This is a genomic window from Nocardioides daedukensis, from assembly GCF_013408415.1.
Lineage (GTDB): Bacteria > Actinomycetota > Actinomycetes > Propionibacteriales > Nocardioidaceae > Nocardioides > Nocardioides daedukensis.
Window position 1 is genome coordinate 435,525 of the sequence record NZ_JACCAA010000001.1, and the last position, 21,481, is coordinate 457,005.

Here is a 21,481-nt window from a genome sequence, read left to right on the forward strand (position 1 = left end):
ACTGCTGTTTCCGAGTTCCGGGACCTCCCAACCGGGCCGGAGGCCTGAAGGCTAGTGTGCCAACGTGCCACTGCTCCGGACTCTGTTGAGCCCCACCTTCCACGGCGTACGTCGTGCGCTTGAGTGGGTTGGTGAGATCACCCCCGGAACCCGGGCCGCGGGCCGCTTCGGATCCTTCGGTGAAGCCAGTCTGATCGGTTTCCCCCAGGCTACGATCATGGGTGAGCGGTCGATCCACATCGGCCGCGAGACCCTGATCGGCCGCCAGTGCACACTGACGGTGGGATATGGACCCGACGCTCCCGTCCTCCCCGAGTACGGCCTGATCATCGGTGACAGGTGCGTTGTCGGCGCGTTCAGCACCCTCACCGCCCACGAGGGCATAGAGGTGGGCGACGACGTCTGGTTCGGACAAGGGGTCTTCGTCTCCGACGCGAGCCACGGCTACCAGGATCCTGACGAGCCGATCGGGCAGCAGATGGGCGCCCACCAACCCGTCTCCATCGGCTCCGGATCATGGATCGGTCATCGCGCGATGATCCTTCCCGGAAGTCGGATCGGTCGCAACGTCGTGGTCGGAGCCGGATCCGTCGTCCGCGGCGAGATCCCTGACCACGCGGTGGTGGCCGGGATACCTGCGCGTGTGCTGCGCACGTTCGAACCCGGGGTCGGATGGGTCAATGGCTCCGGAGACATCCGCCCGATCCTCACCACCGAGGAACTGCTGCGACGACTGACTGCCGGAACCCCATGAGCCCTTCAGCGGAAGCGAGCGAACCCGCCGCATCCCGGACCGGGGTCGTCATCCTGACCCTGTCCCTGGCCGGCATGCTTGCGGCCCTGCAACAGACGCTGGTCGTGCCAATGCTGCCGGAGGTCCCGGGCATCTTCGGGGTCAGCACCGACTCGGGCACCTGGATGGTGACCGTCACCCTGCTCACCGGCGCGGTGGCGACGCCGATCGTGTCGCGGATGGCCGACATGTATGGCAAGCGTCGGATGATCATCTGGACGATGGTCACGATGATCCTCGGCTCCTTGTTGCTGGCCCTGTCGACCTCGTTCGCGCTGGCCGTCACCGGTCGAGCCCTGCAAGGGGTGGCCTCCGCGTTGATCCCAGTCGGGATCTCGATCATGCGCGACGAGCTGCCGAGTGAGCGTGTCGGGTTCGGCGTCGCACTGATGAGCGCGACCCTCGGCATCGGTAGCGCGATGGGACTGCCGCTGTCAGGAGTCCTCTACAAGCACTTCGGATGGCACTCCCTGTTCTGGGTCTCTGCTGCAGTCGGCGCTGCCGTCCTGGTCTGCGTCGTGCTGCTGGTGGGAGAGTCCAAGGTGAAGACACCCGGACGGTTCGACCTGCTCGGCGCCTTGATCCTCTCCGCGGCCCTGACCTCCTTCCTGCTCGCCGTCTCCAAGGGCAGCACATGGGGCTGGATCAGCCTGCCGGTCCTGCTGCTGTTCGTGGCCAGCGTGGTGCTGATGATGATCTGGTTCCCCTACGAGCTCCGGGTCAGCGACGCGATGGTCGATCTGCGTACGACGGCCCGCCGACCGGTCCTGCTGACCAACGTGGCCTCTGTCCTGATCGCCCTCGCGATGTATGTGAACATGCTGCTCACGGTGACGCTGCTGGAACTGCCTCGCGGCACGGGGCACGGTCTCGGGCTCGAAGTCAGCGCTGCTGGACTGGCCATGGTGCCGACCGGGTTGATCATGGTCGTGCTCTCCCCGTTCTCCGGGATGATCCTCAACAAGTGGGGTGGCCGCCTGACCATGGCTGCAGGCGCCGCGATCATGAGCGTCAGCTATCTGCTGCGGATCCCGTTCTCCCACGACGTCACCCAAGTGATCATCGGGTCGTCGCTGGTCGGTCTGGGGACCGCACTGTGCTTCGCCGCGATGCCGATGCTGATCATGGCCTCCGTGCCGATCACCGAGACCGCGGCAGCCAATGGCATCAACTCCCTGATGCGCGCGATCGGGGGAGCAACCTCGAGCGCCGTCTTTGCCGCGGTGCTCGCCTCAATGACGGTGTCGTTCGGCGGCGAGAACGTGCCCACCCGCGGCGCCTTCGACCTGATGTTCGTGCTCTGCTCAGTTGCCACCGCCGTGGCCGTCGGAGTCACCTGGCTGATCCCGGTACGAGTGCGCGAGGGACAGCGCATCTCCGACAAGGTCGTGCCGCCGGGCCGCACGAGTGCCGAGACCGTCGTTCGGGGGATCCTGCGAATCGGGGGCGAGGCACCTCGCCAGACCGCTGCCATCGTGACCGTGACCCAGGTCGACGGCACCCCCGTCGATTGGGCACGCTGCGATCAGGAGGGTGGGTATTCGGTCGCGCTGCCCGGTCCCGGTCGCTATGTCATCGTCGGCAACGCCCGCGGCTGGGCGCCACACGCACAGTGCGCGGACCTCGGCGACGGCACTGCTCTTGAGCACGTGTCCCTGACCCAGGAACTGACGATCGCCGGCACGGTCACCAATGGGGGTGTGCCGGTCAGTGAGGCGATGGTGGCGCTGCATCACGGTGCCGGTGACTTCGTCGGCTCGGTGAAGACGGACTGGCAGGGGCGCTATCGTTTCCCGCTGCCGCCTGCCGGGCCGTACGTCGTGACAGCTGCGGACCCCAACACATCGCTGGCCGTGTCGCGCAAGGTCACCGCGACGGCCGAGCGCATGGTCACGGACCTCGATCTGACGACAGGAAGGGTGAACCGCCCGGCTAGGGTGGTGAAGTGACTCAGGACTGGTTCTCGCGGCGCACGCATCGCTGGCAGGACTGGACACTTGAGTCCCTGGTCGAGGCCCGACGGGTGTCCGGCACCTCGGTCAGCCTGGTGGTTCCGGCCCGCAACGAGGCCGCCACCGTGGGCGACGTGGTGGCACGCGTGCGGGAGCAACTGATGGACACCGCCCACCTCCTCGACGAGATCGTGGTGATCGACTCCGACTCCACGGACGCGACCGCCGCCGTGGCCCACGACGCCGGAGCGGTCGTGCACCGAGCCAAGGACATCCGCCCCGATCTCGGCTCGGTGCCGGGCAAGGGCGAGGCGATGTGGAAGTCCCTGTTCGTCACCCGCGGCGACCTGGTCGTCTTCATCGACGCCGACCTGGTCGACTGGGACACCCACTTCGTGCCGGGACTGCTCGGCCCGTTGCTGAGTGACCCGTCGGTGTCGTTGGTCAAGGGGTTCTATGAGCGGCCGATGCTCGACGAGTCGGACCCGGCGCGCACCTTCGAGGGCGGGCGCGTCACCGAGCTGGTGGCGCGACCGCTGATCGCGCTGCTCTTCCCCGAGCTGGGCGGTCTGGTCCAGCCGTTGGCCGGCGAGTGGGCGATTCGCCGATCCCTGTTCGAGTCGCTCTCGGTGCCGACCGGATATGCGGTGGAGCTGGCCGCACTGGTCGACACCGCCCGCTCGGAGGGCGTCGACGCGATCGCCCAGGTCGACCTCGGCCGTCGGGCGCACCGCCACCAGTCCCTGCACGACCTCGGCGCGATGGCGACCCAGATCGTTGCTGCGGCCCACCGCAGGACCGGTGCCGCCCCGGACGATTCGATCACCCTGCGCCAGTACGCCGGGTCCGCTGGGCGGATCACGCCCGCGCCACGCGTCGTACCCACCCTGGAACGTCCCCCCGCCCGATCCATCGGAGAGCCTGCATGACCCTGAAGTTGGGCCGCCACAGTTTCGACGACAGCGCCACCCTGATGATGGCGATCGTGAATCGCACCCCCGACTCGTTCTATGACAAGGGCGCCACCTGGGCGGAGGACAAGGCCTTCGACCGAGTCGCGCAGGTCGTCGACCAGGGTGCCGAGATCGTCGACATCGGTGGCATCAAGGCAGCCCCGGGTGCCGAGATTGACGCAGAGGAAGAACGGCGTAGGGTGGTCGACTTCGTGGCCCGCGTGCGCGCGGCATACCCCCGCCTGGTGATCAGTGTCGACACCTGGCGGGCCTCTGTTGGTCGTGCCGTGTGTGAAGCAGGCGCCGACGTGCTCAACGACGCCTGGGGTGGACATGACCCCGAGCTCGCACAGGTGGCGGCCGACTTCGACGCGGCCTTGGTCTGCACGCACACCGGCGGCGTGACTCCGCGGACCCGCCCGCACCGCGTCGAGTACGTCGATGTGGTCGCGGACGCCATCCGACACACCGTCGGCGAAGCCGAACGCGCCATCGGTCTGGGCGTCGACCGGGACAGCGTGATCATCGATCCTGCCCACGACTTCGGCAAGAACACCTTCCACTCGCTCGAGGTGACCCGTCGGCTCGGTGAGATGGTCGCGACCGGCCACCCGGTCCTGGTTTCCCTGTCCAACAAGGATTTCGTCGGCGAGACCCTTGACCTCCCAGTGGGGGAGCGCCTCACCGGAACCCTCGCCGCCACGGCTGTCTGTGCGCTGGCAGGCGCCCGCATCTATCGGGTCCATGAGGTGGTCGAGACCCGACAGGTGGTCGACATGGTCGCGACCATCGCCGGGCGTCGCCCTCCGACGCGCGCGATCAGGGGGCTCGCATGACCGACGTCGTCATCGTCCCGCCCGTCCCGGCCCTGCTGCCCGAACATGCCGGTCTCGTCGACCCGGTCGCGGAACTTCGCACGGCGTGCCTCTCGGCGCTGGGAAGCCTGGCCGGTCGATCACCGTCCAGGATCGAGGTGCTGGCGGACTCCGACCTCGGCCAGCGGGTGGCCGCCTCGCTGCTCGACGCAGTCGGCTTCGCGGGAACCATCGTGGCGGTGGACCCGCAGGTCGCCACCGACGCGAGCGCGGTGGTGGTCGTCGCGAACGGCAGTGCCCGCCGGGGCGAGAAGGCACCGGGCCACCTCGATGAGCGCTCCTTCGACTTCGACGCCGGGATCGACAAGGCGTTGCGCGATGGGGACGGGACCGCGCTGACTGCTGTGGACGCTGCCCTGGCAGTCGACCTTCTTGCCGATGGCATCTCGGCTCTCACCGCCTTGGGACGACTCGTCCCCGCGGCGAACGACGTGGACGTGCTGTATGCGGACGACCCCTTCGGAGTGAGCTATTGGGTGGTGAGCTGGCGGTGAGGATCCTGGTGGACAAGGTCGCCGGGTTGGCGCCGGTCGCGGACGCCACCGATGATCAGCTGCGATCCGTATATGCAGTGCCGCGCCTGCCGTGGCTGCGGGTGAACTTCGTGGAGACCATCGACGGCGCGGCGACCGGCGAGTCGGGCAAGTCCGGGTCCATCAACAACGCCGCCGATAAACGGATCTTCGACCAGCTTCGAGCACAGGCCGACGTGATCGTCATTGGTGCCGGCACCGCGCGGGTCGAGGGCTACAAACCAGCTGACAAGCCAATTGTGGTCGTCACCTCCAGTGGCCGAGTGCCTGAGTCACTCGTCGGCGCACCTGCGGGCAGCGTTCTGGTCGCCACCCATGCGCAATCGTCGGGTCTTGCCGCGTTGCGGAGCGAACTGGGCGAGGACAACGTCCTGGTGTTGGGGGAGAGCGCTGTCGACCTCGGCGCGCTGAAGACCGCGCTGGCCGATCGGGGTTTTGCGAACCTGCTCAGCGAAGGCGGGCCCACGCTGTTCAGCGACATGCTTGCGGCCGGCGTGGTCGACGAGGTGTGCACCACGACAGTTCCGCGTCTTGTGGGTGGGGAGTACATCCGGATCGCGCACGGCCCGGTGCTCGATGTGGACCTGTCTCTGGCGACCCTGCTTGAGGAGGACGGGACTCTGATCGGGCGTTGGTTCGTCGGGCGCTGAAGATTCTCCACAGATCGTTTCGGGGGTCTGGACCCTGACGGTCGAAAGAGATAGACTCGAACGCATGTTCGAAGTGGTCGAGACTCCAGGGACGAGGCAGCCCACGCCGGGCGCTGACGTGCCCGTGGACGCCTCGATGATCGCGCGATGGACCAATGCCCTGTGTCAGGCTGCCGGGGCCGCGGACGGCGATTTCGCGAGGATCGATGCATTGCGCGCGCTCGAAGAACTGAAGTGCGCCGCCGAAGCAGCGCAGGCTGATCTTGCTGTGGATCTCGACACCTCGATGCGTGCCCGGGCGGCAGATCAGGGCATCCCGGCCGAGCGTCAGGGTCGCGGCATCGCACATCAGATCGCGTTGGCGCGACGGGTCTCGCCGCATCGTGGTCAGCGGCAACTCGGGTTGGCGAAGGTGCTTCGGGCTGAGTTGCCGCACACGATGGCCGCTTTCCGCGCCGGCAAGATCGGTGAGTGGAAGGCGACCCTGCTGGCCCGCGAGACCGCCTGCCTGGACCGCGCGGACCGGGCCCTGATTGACCGGGAGTTGGCCGCGGATGTGGCCACGCTCGAGAAGATGTCGGACCGTCAGGTGGCCGCAGAAGCCGCAAAGCGAGCGGCGAAGCTCGACCCAGCTTCGGTGGTCCGACGCCGCGCCAAGGCCGAAGCGGATCGGCGGGTCACCATCCGACCAGCACCCGACACGATGACCTACCTGACCGGCTTGTTGCCGATGGCCAAGGGAGTTTCGGTCTATGCGGCCCTGACCCAAGCGGCCGATGCCTTGAAGTCTGGTGGTGATCCTCGTTCTCGTGGGCAGATCATGGCCGACATCTTGGTTGCGCGGATCACCGGCCAGGATGACGCATCTGGTCAGGCGCCGGTGCACATCAACTTGGTGGTTTCCGACCAGACCCTGCTGGGTGGCGGCAACGATCCCGCGCACGTGGACGGGTTAGGACCGATCCCTGCGGACCTGGCCCGCGAACTTGTCGAGCGCAGCCTCTCGGCTGAGTGCGAGACCTGGTTGAAGACGGTGTACGCAGGCCCGCACGGTGGCTTGGTCGCGATGTCGTCACTGGCCAGGTTGGTGCCGAAGGGACTCGGTGACCTACTGAATGTTCGGGATGGTGGGATCTGTCGCACTCCCTGGTGTGACGCTCTGATCCGTCACCATGACCACGCCACAGGAGTCGCGAACGGAGGGGAGACGATCGAGGAAGACCTCCAAGGGCTGTGCGAGTCCTGCAACTACGCCAAACAAGCCCCGGGATGGTCAGCAGCGGGCAAACATCCACCCGGCAAGCGACATCAGGTCGAGACAACCACACCGACCGGACACACCTACACCTCAACGGCACCGCCCCTACCCGGCCAGCGCGAGCGTCGATCCAACCTAGTGGTGGTGGAGATCCATCACCGCCATGACCTGCAACTGGACTACGCCCCTGCAGCCTGAACGGTTCACGATGTCATGAGAGCGCGTGTTCCTCGGCCCTCAGCCGAGGAGAGCGCGCATCGTCGAGATCGTGTCCGCTTCCGCAGCAAGCTTGTCGTCGCGGTAGCGCAGCACCCGCGCGAAACGTAGGGCTACGCCCCCGGGATAACGAGTCGATCGCTGGACTCCGTCGAACGCGATCTCGACCACCTGCTCGGGACGTACGAAGACCACGTGATCCTCGCGAGAGGTCTCGAGTGCGAGGAACCGCTCGGTCTGCCACGCCAGCATCTCGTCCGTCATCCCCTTGAACGTCTTGCCCAACATCACGAATCCGTCCCCGTCACGCGCACCGAGGTGGATGTTGGAGAGCTTGCCTCGGCGTCGGCCGCTGCCCCATTCGACAGCGAGTACGACCAGGTCGAGGGTGTGACGCGGCTTCACCTTCACCCAGCCGGCGCCTCGACGACCGGCGGCGTACGGCGCCTGAGGATCCTTGACCACCACGCCCTCGTGTCCGGCCGTGATCCGCTCGTCAAAGAAGGCCTGGGCCTTTGCCGCGTCGGAGGTGACAATCCGCGGTACGACGTGGGCGGGCGCCACCTCAGAGAGCAGCTGCCAACGCGCGGCTGCGGGCTCGTCGACCAGATCTCGCCCGTCCAAGTGGAGCAGATCGAAGAAGTACGTCGTCAAGGGCACCGTCTCGCGCATCGCTGCGGGATCAGAACTGCTCATCGTTCGCGATCCGGTGACCTGGAAGGGCTCCGGTCGCCCGGATCGCTCGGCGATCACCTCGCCATCGAGTACGACCTCGGAGAGGTCGAGGGCCAGGACAGCATCGACGACCTCCGGCAACCGGGCGGTGACATCATCGAGGGTGCGAGTGAACAGTCGCACCGATGAGCCAGAGCGATGGGCCTGGATGCGGATGCCGTCCAACTTGCTGTCCAGCGCGAGGTCGCCGCTCGAACTGGCCATGGCCGCAGCAATGTCCGGGGCACTGCCGGCCAGCATCGGTCGCAGGGGGCGGCCGACCTCGAGCCGGATCTCCGAGAGTCCGGCTTCGCCTGACTCCAGCGCCACCCGAGCCACCGGGCCCGCGAACCCAGCCAACATGACGGCACGACGTACAGCCGTCTCCGGCACTGCGCCCGCTTCGGCGATCGCCTTCAGAAGTACGCCGTCGCTGGCCCCCTGGCGCAGCTCGCCGGTGATCAGGCCGCGCAGCCATTCCTGTTCCTCGACGGTCGCCCGCGCGAAGAGTTCAGCCACGGCAGTCGAACGCCGCGCCGCCGAACCACTGCCGACAAGGGCACCGAGCTCCGTCAATGCGGCATCGACCTCCTCCACAGCGAGCGAACTCACCGATGCAGAATCCGGCAACGAGGACAACCCCCGCCAACTGACCCCGACCCTGCGTTGCGGGAGTGTTCCAGCCAGATAGTCGGCGACCAGCGCGACCGGAGCTCCGGCCTCGGCCGCTTCGCGCAACAAGGTAGCCACCGCAGCCACCTTGGCGTTGCGTGAGGGCGTGGCAGCGAGGGTTGCGGACGTCGCGATCACCCGGGAAAGTTGCACGACTACAGCATGCCGGTCGCGGCGGTTCAAGCCCAGAGCGGCGGCCCGGCCACGCAACATAGGGTCGCGTCCATGGACCCCCTCTTCGATGATCTGGGCGAGCAGGTTGATCTGAGTGCGCCTCCGCGCCGGATCGTTTGCCTCGTCCCTTCCTTGACCGAAGCGTTGGCCGACACCGGCCTCCTGATCGGTGCGACCGACTGGTGCACGCATCCAGCCGACCTCGACGTGGCTCGGGTGCGCGGCACGAAGAACCCCGATCTCAACGCGATCGCCGCCCTGGAGCCCGATCTGGTCATCGCGAACCAGGAGGAGAACCGTGAGCTGGACGTCCGCCGGCTCAGGGAACGGGGGATCACGGTCTGGGTGACGGTGACCGAATCGGTGCCCCAGGCCATCGGGGCGATGACCCGGCTCTTCGTCGACGTGCTGGGTCGTGAGCAGCCCGGGTGGCTCGTGGAGGCGGCTCGATTGTGGTCAGGAGAGCTTCCCGACCCGCACACCACGGCCGCGGTGGCGATCTGGCGCGATCCCTGGATGGTGGTCGGCCGCGACACCTTCACCGGTGACTTGTTGGCCCGGGTCGGGGTGGCGAACGCATTTGCGGACTCGCCGGACCGCTATCCGACAACGACTGTGGAGGAGATCTCGGCTCGTACGCCCGATGTCGTCGTGCTGCCCGACGAGCCCTACGTGTTCAGTCGCGACGACGGCCCCGAGGCCTTCCCGGAGCGGAAGACCCTTCTGCTCGAAGGCCGCCTGATCACGTGGTACGGCCCCTCGCTGGTCGAGGCGCACTCCACTTTGCACGAACTCCTAGGACGTCCTACTATTTAACTAGGACGTCCAACTATCTCGTCGCCAGGAGTCTCCGTGTCATCGTTGCCGACCCAGCCCAGCGAACTGCACAAGCCGGTCAACCCGGTCCGGTTCGTCACCGCCTCCAGCCTCTTCGACGGCCACGACGCATCGATCAACATCATGCGCCGGATCCTTCAGAGCCAGGGCGCCGAGGTGATCCACCTCGGTCACAACCGCGCCGTGACCGAAGTGGTCGAGGCAGCGATCGAGGAGGACGTGCAGGGCATCGCCGTCTCCTCCTACCAGGGCGGCCACGTCGAATACTTCGAATACCTCGTCGAGCTCCTCCGTGAGCGCGGTGCCGGGCACATCAAGGTGTACGGCGGCGGTGGCGGCGTCATCGTTCCCGAGGAGATCGCCCGGCTGGCGAAGTCCGGCGTGAAGATCTTCTCGCCCGAGGACGGCCAGTCGATGGGCCTGGTCGGGATGATCAACTCGATGATCCGCGACTGCGACATCGACCTGTGGCAGGAGCAGGCCGTCACTGCTGATGCGGTGCTCTCGGGTGACCGGTTCGCGGTCGCCCGCGCCATCACGGGTGCCGAGCTCGGCGAGCTCGGCGAGGACGTCCTGGTCCGCCTCCGCGAGGCGGCCGCCGCACGCACCACCCCGGTCCTCGGCATCACCGGCACCGGAGGCTCGGGCAAGTCCAGCCTCACCGACGAGCTGGTGCGCCGATTCCGCGTCGACCAGCAGGACAAGCTCCGGATCGCCGTGATCGCGGTCGACCCGACACGTCGCCGTGGCGGCGGAGCCCTGCTCGGCGACCGGATCCGGATGAACTCGGTCCACAACGGCGGCGCCGAGTCGCCGATCCTCTTCCGGTCGCTGGCAACGCGCGGCAGCCACGAGCTGCCCGACGGGCTCGAGGACGTGCTCACGGTCGTCAAGGCCGCCGGCCACGACCTGATCGTCCTCGAGACGCCCGGCATCGGTCAGGGTGACGCCGGTGTCCTGCCCTTTGTCGACACCTCGATGTATGTCATGACGCCGGAGTTCGGCGCAGCCTCGCAGCTCGAGAAGATCGACATGCTCGACTTCGCCGACACGGTTGCGATCAACAAGTTCGAGCGCCGCGGCGCGATGGACGCGCTGCGTGACGTCGGTCGCCAGCTGGTCCGCAACCGCGAGGCGTTCGGCAAGAAGCCCGAGGAGATGCCGGTCTTCGGCACCTCGGCCGCGACCTTCAACGACGACGGTGTCACCGCGCTTTACCAGCACCTTCTCGCCACCCTCGGTGAGCACGGCCTGCCCGTCGCCGAGGGAGTCCTGCCCCGGGTCGACGTACGCCACTCGTCCGGGATCGCCCAGGTCGTCCCGACCGGCCGGGTCCGCTACCTCTCGGAGATCACCGAGACCGTGCGCGCCTACCACGCCGAGACCGAGCGGCTGGTGGCTGCGGCCCGCAAGGCCCAGCAGGTCCAGGCAGTCGCCGACGAGCTCGAGAGCAACGCAGACGTCGCCGCCCTCCTGGAGAAGACCCGCAAGGAGCTTCCGCACGAGGTCGCCGACCAGATCACCAACTGGCCCGCAGTCGTGGAGTCCTACTCCGGCGACGAGCAGGTGGTCAGGATCCGCGACAAGGAACTGCACACCAAGCTCACCCGCGAATCCCTCTCCGGCAACAAGATCCGCCGCGTCGCCCTGCCGCGCTACGAGGACCACGGCGAGCTGGTCCGCTTCTGGCGCGAGGAGAACCTCCCGGGGTTCTTCCCCTATGCCGCAGGTGTCTTCCCGTTCAAGCGCGACGGCGAGGACCCGGCCCGGATGTTCGCCGGCGAGGGCGACCCGGCCCGGACCAACCGCCGGTTCAAGATCCTCTCCGAGGACGGCGACGCCACCAGGCTCTCCACCGCCTTCGACTCGGTCACGCTCTACGGCCGTGACCCCGACCCGCGACCCGACGTCTACGGCAAGGTCGGCACCTCGGGTGTCTCGGTGGCCACGCTGGACGACATGAAGGTGCTCTACGGCGGCTTCGACCTGGTCTCGCCCTCGACGAGCGTGAGCATGACCATCAACGGCCCGGCCCCGACGGTCCTGGCGTTCTTCCTCAACACGGTCATCGACCAGCAGGTCGACGCGTTCCGCGAGGAGAAGGGCCGCGAGCCCAACGAGGAGGAGCGCGCGACGCTGGCGGCGTACGCCCTGGCCAACGTCCGCGGAACCGTGCAGGCAGACATCCTCAAGGAGGACCAGGGCCAGAACACCTGCCTGTTCTCCACCGAGTTCAGCCTGCGGATGATGGCCGACATCCAGGAGTGGTTCATCGAGAACCAGGTCCGGAACTTCTACTCCGTCTCGATCTCGGGCTATCACATCGCCGAGGCCGGGGCGAACCCGATCAGCCAGCTCGCCTTCACCCTGGCCAACGGCTTCACCTACGTCGAGGCCTACCTCGCCCGCGGGATGGACATCGACGACTTCGCGCCGAACCTGTCCTTCTTCTTCTCCAACGGCATGGACCCCGAGTACAGCGTCATCGGTCGCGTCGCCCGTCGGATCTGGGCGGTGGCGATGAAGGAGAAGTACGGCGCCAACGACCGGTCCCAGAAGCTGAAGTACCACGTCCAGACCTCGGGTCGTTCCCTGCACGCGCAGGAGATGGACTTCAACGACATCCGCACCACGCTGCAGGCCCTGATCGCGATCTATGACAACGCCAACAGCCTGCACACCAACGCCTACGACGAGGCGGTCACCACCCCGACCGAGGAGTCCGTACGCCGTGCCCTCGCGATCCAGCTGATCATCAACCGCGAGTGGGGCCTGGCGATGAACGAGAACCCGCTCCAGGGTTCCTTCATCATCGACGAGCTGACCGACCTCGTGGAGAAGGCCGTGCTCGACGAGTTCGACCGGATCAACGAGCGCGGGGGAGTGCTTGGTGCGATGGAGACCGGCTACCAGCGCGGCCGGATCCAGGACGAGTCGATGCTCTACGAGCACCGCAAGCACGACGGATCGCTGCCGATCATCGGCGTCAACACCTTCCGTCGCCCGGCATCCGAGGGCGAGGAGGAGCACACCGTCGAGCTGGCTCGCGCCACCGAGTCGGAGAAGAAGTCCCAGCTCGAGCGGGTGCACTCCTTCCAGGCCGAGCACCGCACCGAGGCCGAGGAGGCGATCGCCAAGCTCAAGGAGGCGGCCATCAACGGCGACAACGTCTTCGCGGTGCTGATGGACGCCGCCCGGGTCTGCTCGCTGCAGCAGGTCACCGAGGCGTTCTTCGAGGTCGGTGGCCAGTACCGGCGCAACGTCTGAGTCATCTCGCGCGCTCACGTGGCGCACGTCGGTCAACAGTCGACGTGCGCTACGTGATCGCCGAGGATTTCTGTACTCTGTTCTCGGCAATGCACCCCACCGAAGGCAGTTGACGCACCATCCATGGACTCTCAAAGTCCCAGGCCCTCTGATCCCATCCACGATGGTGGAGGGCCACGATGACCGAATGGCTCCTGCTCGCGGCGGCACTGCTGCTGATCCTCGCCTGCGGAGTGTTCGTTGCCGCTGAGTTCGCCTTCGTCACCGTCGACCGCAACCTGGTCGACCGGGCGGCGAAGTCGGGCGACTCCGGAGCGATCGCTGTGCAGGTGGCGCTCAAGTCGCTCTCGACCCAGCTCTCGGGTGCCCAGGTCGGCATCACCGTCACCAACCTGGCGATCGGATTCCTGGCCGAGCCGGCCATCGCCGTCCTGATCCGCGATCCACTCGCCGCGACGGGACTGCCCTCGTCGGCGGTGCACCCGACCGCCCTCGGAATCGCCCTGGTGCTGAGCACGGTGCTGACCATGCTCTTCGGGGAGCTGGTGCCGAAGAACCTGGCCATCGCGATGCCGTTGCAGACCGCGAAGGCGACCGCGCGTGCGCAGCGCCTGTTCACTGCCAGCATCAAGGGACCGATCGCCTTTCTCAACGGGTCCGCGAACTTCCTGGTCAGGCGCCTCGGGATCGAGCCCCAGGAGGAGCTGCGCTCGGCGCGGTCGTCGACCGAGCTCGCCTCACTCATCTCCCGGTCCGCCGACCAGGGAACACTGGATGCCGACACCGCCGAGCTGATGGAGCGCTCGGTCGAGTTCGGCACCCGGACCGCCGGCGAGATCATGACCCCACGGGTGCGGACCAGCAGCGTCGAGGCCACCGACCGCGCCATCAGCGTGATCGAGCTGGCCCGCCAGACCGGCCACTCGCGCTTCCCCGTCCTCGACGACGGGGACAACGTGGTGGGCACCGTGCACGTCAAGCACGCCGTGACCCTTCCGGTCCACGAACGCACCACCACTCGGATCAAGCACATCATGGTCAAGCCGATCGTGGTCCCGGACTCGCTCAAGCTCGACCCGCTGCTGGGGCTGCTGCGCCGCGACGGCTTCCAGATGGCAGTCGTCCTCGACGAGTACGGCGGCCAGGCGGGCATCGTCACTCTCGAGGACGTCGTCGAGGAGATCGTCGGTGACATTGCCGACGAGCACGACCGGCTCGGTGCCCGGGTCCGGCAGCGTCGCGACGGTGCCTGGTCGCTCTCGGGCCTGCTCCGACCCGACGAGGTCGAGGACGTCACCGAGATCGACCTCCCGGTCAGCGACGACTACGACACGATCGCGGGCCTCGTGCTGCGTGAGCTCGGCCGGATCCCGGTGGCAGGGGATCAGGTGGAGGTGCCGCTCCCGGTCGGGCTCGACGATGACGACGAACCGCTGCCGCAGGTGATCGCGGTCCTGAAGGTCGAGCACATGGACGGACTGAGGGTGGATCGGATCCGACTCTGGACCCGGACGGAGGGCGAAGGATGAGTGACTGGACCGCAGTGATCATCGCCCTGCTCCTGCTCGGCTTCAACGCCTTCTTCGTCGGCGCAGAGTTCGCGCTCGTGTCGGCGCGACGTACGCAGATCGAGCCCAGGGCTCAAGCGGGATCGTCGATGGCGCGCACGACCCTGCGCGCGATGGAGAACGTCTCCCTGGTGATGGCCGGAGCACAGCTGGGCATCACGATCTGCTCACTGGGCCTCGGTGCCGTCGGCGAGCCCGCCGTCGCACACATGATGGAGCCCGGATTCCACGCGCTCGGTGTCCCGGACGACCTGGTCCACCCGATCTCGTTCGTGATCGCGATGACGATCGTGGTCTACCTGCACGTGGTGCTGGGGGAGATGGTCCCCAAGAACATCGCCATCGCCGGACCCGAGAAGGCCGCCATCCTGCTGGGTCCGCCGATGATGGGCATCGTGACCCTGCTCCGCCCGATCATCGTCGGGCTGAACGCGGTCGCCAACCTGACCCTGCGCCTTCTCCGCGTCGAGCCCAAGGGCGAGGTGTCGTCGACCTACACCCGCGAAGAGGTCGCTGCCCTGGTCGAGGAGTCCCGCGGCGAGGGTCTGATCGAGGCCGGCGAATATGACCGGCTGGCCGGCGCCCTCGGGTTCACCGAGCGCACGCTGGAGTCGGTGCTGCTCCCGCTCGACTCGCTGAGCACACTGCCCCGCGGCTGCACGGTGATCGAGGTCGAGGACCGCTGCGCCCACACCGGCTACTCACGCTTCCCGGTCCGTGGCAACGACGACGAGCTGGTCGGATACCTCCACATCAAGGACGTCCTGGAGACGGATCCCGAGCGACGTGAGCGGATCATCGACGACAAGTGGATCCGTCCCTTCGCGACGGTCCGACCCGATGACGTGCTCCACGACGCCCTGGAGAACCTGCAGCGCAAGGGCGCCCACATGGCACGCGTGGTCGACGCCGAGGGCAGGACCCTGGGACTCGCGACCATGGAGGATGTCCTGGAGGAGCTCGTCGGCGAGATCCGCGACGCAGCCCACAACGAGGACGCAGGTGAGGCATCCGCGCAGGCCTTCGCGAGGCGGCTAGGGTAGCCCTCGGCAAACCCCCAGTGAGAGATGGTCACACCCCGTGCAGGATGAGATGGAACGCGCCAGCAAGGTCTGGACGGTGCCCAATCTCCTGAGCATGGTGCGCCTGGCCGGGGTGCCCCTGTTCCTGTGGCTCGTGCTCGGTCCCGAGGAGGATGCCTGGGCACTGGGCCTGCTGATGGTCTCGGGCGTCACCGACTGGGCCGACGGCTACCTCGCGCGCAAGCTGGACCAGCGCTCGACGCTGGGCGAGATCCTGGATCCGGTGGCCGATCGGCTCTACATCCTTGCCGTGGTCGTCGGGCTGGCGCTGCGCGACATCATCCCGTGGTGGGTGGCTCTCCTGCTGCCGTTGCGCGACCTGTTCCTGTGGGGACTGGTCCCGTTCCTGAGGATGCGCGGCTACAGCGCGCTGCCGGTCCACTTCCTCGGCAAGGCAGCGACCTTCAACCTGCTCTACGCCTTCCCGCTCCTCCTTCTCGGTGACGGGGACGGGGACCTGGCGCGGCTCGCCGAGGTCTTCGGATGGGCCTTCGCGTTCTGGGGGATCGGCCTCTACTGGTGGGCGGGCATCCTCTATGCCTGGCAGGTGCGCAAGCTCCTGCGTGACAGCGATGCGCGGGCTCCGGTTCCAGATGCCTGATCGACCACGGCTCCCGGAGCACGTCACCCTCCCGCTGCTCACGCTCGTCACGGCCCAGAGTCTCGACGGCGACTACCAGCACGTCGCGGACCGGAAGCGCGCGAGTGGTGAGGCCGTGTCCGAACCCCGCACGTTGCGCAACGCAGCGATCATCGTGGGGATCTTCGGCCTGATGACTGCGATCGCCTTCGTGCAGACCGAGCGCAACGCTGCGGCCAGCGAGGCCGGTCGGGAGCAGCTGATCGCCTCGATCAGCCAGGAGCGCACAGCTCTGGAGAAGCGGCAGGCCAGGATCGGCGACCTGCGCGAGGAGACCCTCTCGCTGTCCGACGACGTACGCCGGGTGGCGGAGGCCGAGTCGAGCGCGAAGACCAACCTGCTGGGGATCCGCGGAGTCAGTGGCTTCGCGCCCGTCACCGGCCCCGGTGTCCGCGTCAAGGTGGACGACGCGCCCGACGGCAGTGCGAACGGGCAGGTCCGTGATGAGGACCTGGCCCTCGTGGTCGACGGACTCTGGGCCGCAGGCGCGGAAGCGATCTCGATCAACGGGCACCGGCTGACGCCGCTGACCGGCATCCGCAACGTCGGCGTCGCCGTACACATCAAGGCGCAGCCCCTCAAGCCTCCTTATCTGATCGAGGCCATCGGGGACCCGGACACCCTGCAGTCCCTCTACGTCGAGTCCTCGCCCGGCACCCAGTTCATGTCGGTGGCAAACCAGTTCGGGTTCCGGCTCGACATGGACAACGCCCGCACCCTCAACCTCTCCGGAAGCACGAGTCCACGACTGCGTTCGGCACAGGTGCACCAGAAGAAGAAGTCGGAGAAGGACATGGAGGTCAGACCGTGATTGCAGCACTTGGCCTGTTGATCGGGATCGTCGTCGGGTTGATTCTCCAACCCGACGTCCCGATCTGGCTCGAGCCCTACTTGCCGATCGCGGTGGTTGCGGCGCTCGACGCCGTCTTCGGTGGTCTGCGTGCCTTCCTGGACGGCATCTTCGACGACAAAGTCTTCGTGGTCTCGTTCTTCAGCAACGTCGTGATCGCGGCCGGCATCGTGTTCCTCGGCGACAAGCTGGGCGTCGGCGGCCAGCTGGCGACGGGAGTCATCGTGGTGCTCGGCATCCGGATCTTCTCCAACGTGGCTGCGATCAGGAGGCACATCTTCCATGCCTGAGCAGCCAGGGAGCCCCGAGCCCAAGCCGGAGGACAGCAAGTCCGTGCCGGCGGACGTCGAGGCAACCAGTGAGTCGCCGGAAGCACCCGCCGAGGGCTCGACGGGGCGCGCCCGATTCATGAAGGCGCTGGTGTCCCGCCCGACGCGCGGTCAGGCCCTCGTGGCCGTGCTCCTTGCCGCGGTCGGATTCGCTGCCACCACACAGGTGCAGTCCAACGAACGCGACGATGACTACACCGGGCTGCGCCAGTCCGACCTGATCCGAGTGTTCGACGGACTCTCGGGCAGCTCCCAGCGCGCGGATGCCGAGATCCAGCGACTGACCGGGCTCCGCGACGACCTCAGGACCGAGAGCTCGAGTCGTCAGGCCGCCCTCGACCAGGCCCGCAACGACGCCCAGGTCTATGGCATCCTCGCCGGCACGCTGCCCGCCTCGGGGCCCGGCGTGCGGATCACCATCGAGGACCCGGAAGGGCGGGTCTCGGCACGCACCCTGCTCGACACCATCCAGGAGCTGCGCGCTGCGGGGGCCGAGGTGATCGAGTTCAACGAGCGGGTCCGCCTGATTGCCCAGAGCGACGTCGTGGAGACGGTCTCGGGCATCGAGATCGACGGACGAAGCCTGGAGGCTCCCTACGTGATCGACGTGATCGGTGAGCCGAACACCCTGGCCGGATCGCTCGACTTCCCCGGAGGACCGACCGAGAGCGTCGCCGCCGAGGGAGGAAGCATCACCTTCGAGGAGTTGGACCAGGTCGTCGTCGAGAGCGTCGTGGACGAATCCGCGTCGAAGTTCGCCTCGCCCCGTTCCTAGCAGTAGCCTGCCGTCGACACCAGACGGCATCACCCGAGAGGATCCGCCTTGTACCCCACCGACCTGAAGTACAGCAGCGAGCACGAGTGGGTCCGTCAGCCGGGGGAGAGCCCCGACTCGGTCCGCATCGGGGTCAGTCACTTCGCCCAGGATGCCCTCGGCGACATCGTCTACGTCTCGCTCCCGGAGATCGGCGACCAGATCGCCTCCGGCACCGCTGTCGGCGAGCTCGAATCGGTGAAGTCGGTCAGCGACATCTACTCCCCGGTGACCGGCGAGGTGGTGGCACGCAACGAGTCGCTCGACGACACTCCGGGCCTGGTCAACTCCGACCCGTACGGCGGCGGATGGCTCTTCGAGGTCAAGGTCACAGACGCATCTGAGCTGGACTCCTTGATGGATGCCGATTCCTACCAGAGTTCATTGGACGGCTGATAGGTTTACACCATCAACCTCGACTGTGTGTTGAGGGTTGGCGACCTTTGTTCCACCCATGATCTCTATGGAGGGCTCGTAGATGCCGTTCTGCACCAGCTGTGGCCGGAAGAACCCTGACGACGCGCGGTTCTGTGCCCAGTGTGGAAATCGGCTCGTCACCGAGACGGGCGCGGAGTCCGCGACCGAGTCCACGGCCACGATCTCGTTCAACGCACCGGAGCGTGTCGAGACCGGTGATCGAGCCCTGAACCTCGCCGAGTCGGCCGCCGTCGACGCGCTGCCGGCCGGGCATGCCCTGCTCGTGGTGCAACGCGGACCCAGCGCCGGGTCGCGCTTCCTGCTCGACCAGGACCTGGTCACCGCCGGACGTCACCCGGAGAGCGAGATCTTCCTCGACGACGTGACCGTGTCGCGCCGCCACGCCGACTTCCGTCGCGCAGGCGCAGGCTTCACGGTCTCCGACTCCGGGAGCCTCAACGGCACCTACGTGAACCGTGACCGGATCGACGAGGTCATCCTGCAGGACGGGGACGAGGTCCAGATCGGCAAGTACCGGCTGGTCTACTTTGCCGGGCACGGCAGCGAGACGCACTGATCGTGGCCACTCCGGCAGCTTCACCACGAAGCCGGATGAACATCGGGCAGGTGCTGTCCGAGCTGGAAGGCGACTTCCCGGGCATCTCGCACTCGAAGATCCGCTTCCTCGAGGACAAGGGCCTGATCGATCCCGAGCGCACGTCTGCGGGCTATCGCAAGTTCTCCGCCCGTGACGTGGACCGGTTGCGCTACATACTGCGGATGCAGCGCGACCACTACCTTCCACTGAAGGTGATCGGTGAGCACCTCGACGCCATGGACCGGGGGCTCCAGCCGCCGGCGATCGAGGAAGTCGGTCCTCGGGTGCCGAGCGTCGCCCTGGCCACCGACGGCATGCCGTCGGTCGAGTCCTTCCGTAGCACCTCCGACCTCCGTGTCTCGCGCCGTGAGCTGCTCAAGGTGGCCGGCATCGACGAGGACCTGCTGGCCCAGCTCGAGACGTTCGGTCTGGTGACGGCGAGCAGGAGCGGACACTTCGACGCCGACGACCTGGTCATCGCCAAGGCTGCCTGCGACCTGGCCGCCTTCGGGTTGGAGCCGCGACACCTGCGGACCTTCCGCACGGCCGCCGATCGTGAGGTCGGACTCGTGGAGCAGGTGGTCGCCCCCGTGCGTGGAGGACGCGACGCGAGTGCCCGCGCCCGGGCGGAGGAGGCGGTCGCGGAGATCGCCGCACTGACCGTGAAACTCCATGCCACGTTGGTGAAGAAGGGCCTGCGTTCCTGATCGCACCGCCGCAGTGGTGCGTGCCCGCAGGCCGAGTAGTGTGACGCACATGCGTGAAGTGGATGTCATCGGAGTCCGTGTCGAGATGCCTTCGAACCAGCCGATCGTGCTGCTGCGCGAGGTGGCGGGGGAGCGATACCTCCCGATCTGGATCGGCGCGGTGGAGGCCACCGCGATCGCCTTCGCCCAGCAGGGCGTCGTACCGCCGCGTCCGTTGACCCACGACCTGCTCAAGAACATTCTGGACGAGACCGGCAACGCGCTCTCCGAGGTGCGGATCACCGAGATGCGCGATGGTGTCTTCTATGCGCTGCTGGTCTTCGAGTCGGGACTCGAGATCAGTGCCAGGCCCTCGGACTCGATTGCCCTGGCGTTGCGCACGCAGACCCGGATCGTCTGCTCCGAGGAGGTCCTCGACGAGGCCGGACTGGCGGTGCCCGAGGAGCAGGAGGACGAGGTCGAGCGATTCCGGGAGTTCCTCGACCACGTCACGCCGGAGGACTTCGAGAGCGGTTCCGAGGAGAGCTGAAAGACTCACCTTCAACTTCAGGTTGAGGGTTGCGACACTCGGCGCGTCACGTTGACCAAGGTGGTGCTCTGCCTTACCTTGAAGTGTCTCCGTTGTAACTCCACCGTTGTGGTCCGCCCAGGTCGCCCGCAACACCTTCCCCCCTCGGGAGTTACGCTGAATGGAGTAACTGACCGGAGGGTCGACGTGGCATTCAACGAAAAGGACGCAGTGGACGAGTCCGCTGCTGCCGCAGCAGGCAGAGCCGACGAGCAGGGCCTGCTCTTCACCGACGATGTGTCGCCGCTGCCCAGCGACCTGGGCTACCGCGGGCCGACCGCGTGCAATGCCGCCGGGATCACCTACCGCCAGCTCGACTACTGGGCCCGCACCGGCCTGGTCGAGCCCACCGTGCGCGGTGCCACGGGTTCGGGCACGCAGAGGCTCTACTCCTTCCGCGACATCCTGATCCTCAAGATCATCAAGCGACTCCTCGACGCAGGCATCTCGCTGCAGCAGATCCGCACCGCCGTCCAGCACCTGCGTGAGCGGGGCACCGAGGATCTCACTCGCGTGACGCTGATGAGCGACGGCGCGTCCGTCTATGAGTGCACCAGCAATGACGAGGTCATCGACCTGCTCCAGGGTGGGCAGGGCGTCTTCGGCATTGCCATCGGTGGAGTGTGGCGAGAGATCGAGGGGTCCCTCGCCGAGCTCCCCAGCGAGCGCGCTGCTGACGACGCCGCCGCAGGCGAGTCGGGCAACGACGAGCTCGCTGCGCGACGCGCGGCACGCAAGATCAGCTGAATCCACGCACCTTCGCAACGGCTCGCCACCTGATCGTGGCGGGCCGTTCGTGCGCTCCGGTGATAGATTGCAGCCGCTGACAATCCCGCGTGGGAGAGTCCCTGCCGGTCCAGGCCGCGCAGGGCGCCGAAGGTGCAACTCCTCCCCGGAACCTCTCAGGTGCAAAGGACCACGCGGAGCAGGCAACTCTGGAGCCACCCGGACGACCACCGGGCCCGGTGACTGAGGGGGAGGCGTGAACCACGCCATCCGCCTTCTCCGCCTGCC

Annotated in this window: 21 protein-coding genes and 1 riboswitch; of the genes, 20 read left to right on the plus strand and 1 reads right to left on the minus strand. The window is 67.2% G+C overall.

Translation table 11 applies throughout. From position 1 onward, the window contains the following. The first annotated feature begins 217 nt into the window (after positions 1 to 217). The 7 genes from BJ980_RS02205 to BJ980_RS02235 all read left to right on the plus strand — a co-directional run bounded on the left by BJ980_RS02205 (position 218) and on the right by BJ980_RS02235 (position 7,212). On the plus strand, positions 218 to 754 hold the full coding sequence (locus BJ980_RS02205; protein WP_246279910.1) for an acyltransferase: 537 nt from the start codon (positions 218 to 220) through the stop codon (positions 752 to 754). Then, positions 751 to 2,742, plus strand: a complete 1,992-nt coding sequence (locus BJ980_RS02210) for an MFS transporter (protein ID WP_218855385.1) — start codon at positions 751 to 753, stop codon at positions 2,740 to 2,742. The genes BJ980_RS02205 and BJ980_RS02210 overlap by 4 nt, the downstream gene beginning before the upstream one ends. Continuing rightward, on the plus strand, positions 2,739 to 3,674 hold the full coding sequence (locus BJ980_RS02215) for a glucosyl-3-phosphoglycerate synthase (protein WP_179500780.1): 936 nt from the start codon (positions 2,739 to 2,741) through the stop codon (positions 3,672 to 3,674). Before BJ980_RS02210 ends, BJ980_RS02215 begins: the two co-directional genes overlap by 4 nt. After that, the gene (gene folP / locus BJ980_RS02220) at positions 3,671 to 4,534 is read left to right on the plus strand and encodes a dihydropteroate synthase (protein ID WP_179500781.1); all 864 of its coding nucleotides are present in this window, start codon (positions 3,671 to 3,673) and stop codon (positions 4,532 to 4,534) included. The genes BJ980_RS02215 and folP overlap by 4 nt, the downstream gene beginning before the upstream one ends. Continuing rightward, positions 4,531 to 5,067, plus strand: coding sequence for a class III extradiol ring-cleavage dioxygenase family protein (locus tag BJ980_RS02225; RefSeq protein WP_179500782.1), 537 nt, complete (start codon positions 4,531 to 4,533; stop codon positions 5,065 to 5,067). Before folP ends, BJ980_RS02225 begins: the two co-directional genes overlap by 4 nt. 8 nt (positions 5,068 to 5,075) lie before the next feature. Further along, positions 5,076 to 5,756, plus strand: coding sequence for a dihydrofolate reductase family protein (locus BJ980_RS02230; RefSeq protein ID WP_179500783.1), 681 nt, complete (start codon positions 5,076 to 5,078; stop codon positions 5,754 to 5,756). Positions 5,757 to 5,820: 64 nt separating this feature from the next. Then, a complete protein-coding gene (locus BJ980_RS02235; RefSeq protein WP_179500784.1) occupies positions 5,821 to 7,212 on the plus strand; it encodes an HNH endonuclease in 1,392 nt (463 codons plus the stop codon). 39 nt (positions 7,213 to 7,251) lie between these two features. Here the strand turns inward: BJ980_RS02235 and BJ980_RS02240 are convergent, their stop codons facing one another. Further along, positions 7,252 to 8,829 carry an ATP-dependent DNA ligase gene (locus BJ980_RS02240; protein WP_218855386.1) on the minus strand — a complete coding sequence of 526 codons (1,578 nt, stop codon included), beginning with the start codon at positions 8,827 to 8,829 and terminating at the stop codon, positions 7,252 to 7,254. Positions 8,830 to 8,841: 12 nt separating this feature from the next. Between BJ980_RS02240 and BJ980_RS02245 the strand changes: the two genes are divergently transcribed. From BJ980_RS02245 to BJ980_RS02305, 13 genes are all read left to right on the plus strand, one after another. Continuing rightward, positions 8,842 to 9,606: a helical backbone metal receptor gene (locus BJ980_RS02245; RefSeq protein ID WP_179500786.1), complete on the plus strand. Its 765-nt coding sequence runs from the start codon at positions 8,842 to 8,844 to the stop codon at positions 9,604 to 9,606. Positions 9,607 to 9,642: 36 nt separating this feature from the next. Further along, positions 9,643 to 12,894, plus strand: coding sequence for a fused isobutyryl-CoA mutase/GTPase IcmF (icmF, locus tag BJ980_RS02250; RefSeq protein ID WP_343047645.1), 3,252 nt, complete (start codon positions 9,643 to 9,645; stop codon positions 12,892 to 12,894). A gap of 179 nt (positions 12,895 to 13,073) precedes the next feature. Then, on the plus strand, positions 13,074 to 14,423 hold the full coding sequence (locus tag BJ980_RS02255; protein WP_179500787.1) for a hemolysin family protein: 1,350 nt from the start codon (positions 13,074 to 13,076) through the stop codon (positions 14,421 to 14,423). After that, a complete protein-coding gene (locus BJ980_RS02260; RefSeq protein ID WP_179500788.1) occupies positions 14,420 to 15,505 on the plus strand; it encodes a hemolysin family protein in 1,086 nt (361 codons plus the stop codon). Before BJ980_RS02255 ends, BJ980_RS02260 begins: the two co-directional genes overlap by 4 nt. Before the next feature lie 49 nt (positions 15,506 to 15,554). Continuing rightward, complete coding sequence (clsA, locus tag BJ980_RS02265; protein WP_179500789.1) at positions 15,555 to 16,145, plus strand: cardiolipin synthase ClsA; 591 nt, start codon at positions 15,555 to 15,557, stop codon at positions 16,143 to 16,145. Continuing rightward, positions 16,138 to 16,995 carry a DUF881 domain-containing protein gene (locus BJ980_RS02270; RefSeq protein WP_179500790.1) on the plus strand — a complete coding sequence of 286 codons (858 nt, stop codon included), beginning with the start codon at positions 16,138 to 16,140 and terminating at the stop codon, positions 16,993 to 16,995. Before clsA ends, BJ980_RS02270 begins: the two co-directional genes overlap by 8 nt. Continuing rightward, the gene (locus BJ980_RS02275) at positions 16,992 to 17,324 is read left to right on the plus strand and encodes a DUF1290 domain-containing protein (protein ID WP_179500791.1); all 333 of its coding nucleotides are present in this window, start codon (positions 16,992 to 16,994) and stop codon (positions 17,322 to 17,324) included. The genes BJ980_RS02270 and BJ980_RS02275 overlap by 4 nt, the downstream gene beginning before the upstream one ends. Further along, positions 17,317 to 18,138: a DUF881 domain-containing protein gene (locus tag BJ980_RS02280; RefSeq protein ID WP_179500792.1), complete on the plus strand. Its 822-nt coding sequence runs from the start codon at positions 17,317 to 17,319 to the stop codon at positions 18,136 to 18,138. Before BJ980_RS02275 ends, BJ980_RS02280 begins: the two co-directional genes overlap by 8 nt. 48 nt (positions 18,139 to 18,186) lie before the next feature. Further along, a complete protein-coding gene (gene gcvH, locus BJ980_RS02285; RefSeq protein ID WP_179500793.1) occupies positions 18,187 to 18,573 on the plus strand; it encodes a glycine cleavage system protein GcvH in 387 nt (128 codons plus the stop codon). Positions 18,574 to 18,655: 82 nt separating this feature from the next. Continuing rightward, entirely contained in the window at positions 18,656 to 19,171 is a 516-nt protein-coding gene (locus BJ980_RS02290; RefSeq protein WP_179500794.1) for a zinc-ribbon and FHA domain-containing protein, read from the plus strand. A gap of 35 nt (positions 19,172 to 19,206) precedes the next feature. Further along, positions 19,207 to 19,899: a transcriptional regulator FtsR gene (gene ftsR / locus BJ980_RS02295; protein WP_179500795.1), complete on the plus strand. Its 693-nt coding sequence runs from the start codon at positions 19,207 to 19,209 to the stop codon at positions 19,897 to 19,899. Positions 19,900 to 19,948: 49 nt separating this feature from the next. Then, positions 19,949 to 20,428, plus strand: coding sequence for a bifunctional nuclease family protein (locus BJ980_RS02300; protein ID WP_179500796.1), 480 nt, complete (start codon positions 19,949 to 19,951; stop codon positions 20,426 to 20,428). Positions 20,429 to 20,614: 186 nt separating this feature from the next. Then, positions 20,615 to 21,214 carry a MerR family transcriptional regulator gene (locus BJ980_RS02305; RefSeq protein ID WP_179500797.1) on the plus strand — a complete coding sequence of 200 codons (600 nt, stop codon included), beginning with the start codon at positions 20,615 to 20,617 and terminating at the stop codon, positions 21,212 to 21,214. A gap of 80 nt (positions 21,215 to 21,294) precedes the next feature. Then, a riboswitch (glycine riboswitch) is annotated at positions 21,295 to 21,396 on the plus strand. The last annotated feature ends 85 nt before the right edge of the window (positions 21,397 to 21,481 follow it).

Excerpts from the sequence above, each read along its gene's own strand:
- BJ980_RS02245 (WP_179500786.1), top strand. The coding sequence starts at position 8,842 with ATGGACCCCCTCTTCGATGATCTGGGCGAGCAGGTTGATCTGAGTGCG.
- BJ980_RS02235 (WP_179500784.1), top strand. The coding sequence starts at position 5,821 with ATGTTCGAAGTGGTCGAGACTCCAGGGACGAGGCAGCCCACGCCGGGC.
- ftsR (WP_179500795.1), top strand. The coding sequence starts at position 19,207 with ATGAACATCGGGCAGGTGCTGTCCGAGCTGGAAGGCGACTTCCCGGGC.
- BJ980_RS02260 (WP_179500788.1), top strand. The coding sequence starts at position 14,420 with ATGAGTGACTGGACCGCAGTGATCATCGCCCTGCTCCTGCTCGGCTTC.
- BJ980_RS02210 (WP_218855385.1), top strand. The coding sequence starts at position 751 with ATGAGCCCTTCAGCGGAAGCGAGCGAACCCGCCGCATCCCGGACCGGG.
- BJ980_RS02290 (WP_179500794.1), top strand. The coding sequence starts at position 18,656 with ATGCCGTTCTGCACCAGCTGTGGCCGGAAGAACCCTGACGACGCGCGG.
- clsA (WP_179500789.1), top strand. The coding sequence starts at position 15,555 with ATGGAACGCGCCAGCAAGGTCTGGACGGTGCCCAATCTCCTGAGCATG.
- BJ980_RS02205 (WP_246279910.1), top strand. The coding sequence starts at position 218 with ATGGGTGAGCGGTCGATCCACATCGGCCGCGAGACCCTGATCGGCCGC.
- BJ980_RS02255 (WP_179500787.1), top strand. The coding sequence starts at position 13,074 with ATGACCGAATGGCTCCTGCTCGCGGCGGCACTGCTGCTGATCCTCGCC.
- BJ980_RS02240 (WP_218855386.1), bottom strand. The coding sequence starts at position 8,829 with ATGTTGCGTGGCCGGGCCGCCGCTCTGGGCTTGAACCGCCGCGACCGG.
- BJ980_RS02300 (WP_179500796.1), top strand. The coding sequence starts at position 19,949 with ATGCGTGAAGTGGATGTCATCGGAGTCCGTGTCGAGATGCCTTCGAAC.
- BJ980_RS02280 (WP_179500792.1), top strand. The coding sequence starts at position 17,317 with ATGCCTGAGCAGCCAGGGAGCCCCGAGCCCAAGCCGGAGGACAGCAAG.
- folP (WP_179500781.1), top strand. The coding sequence starts at position 3,671 with ATGACCCTGAAGTTGGGCCGCCACAGTTTCGACGACAGCGCCACCCTG.
- BJ980_RS02225 (WP_179500782.1), top strand. The coding sequence starts at position 4,531 with ATGACCGACGTCGTCATCGTCCCGCCCGTCCCGGCCCTGCTGCCCGAA.
- BJ980_RS02270 (WP_179500790.1), top strand. The coding sequence starts at position 16,138 with ATGCCTGATCGACCACGGCTCCCGGAGCACGTCACCCTCCCGCTGCTC.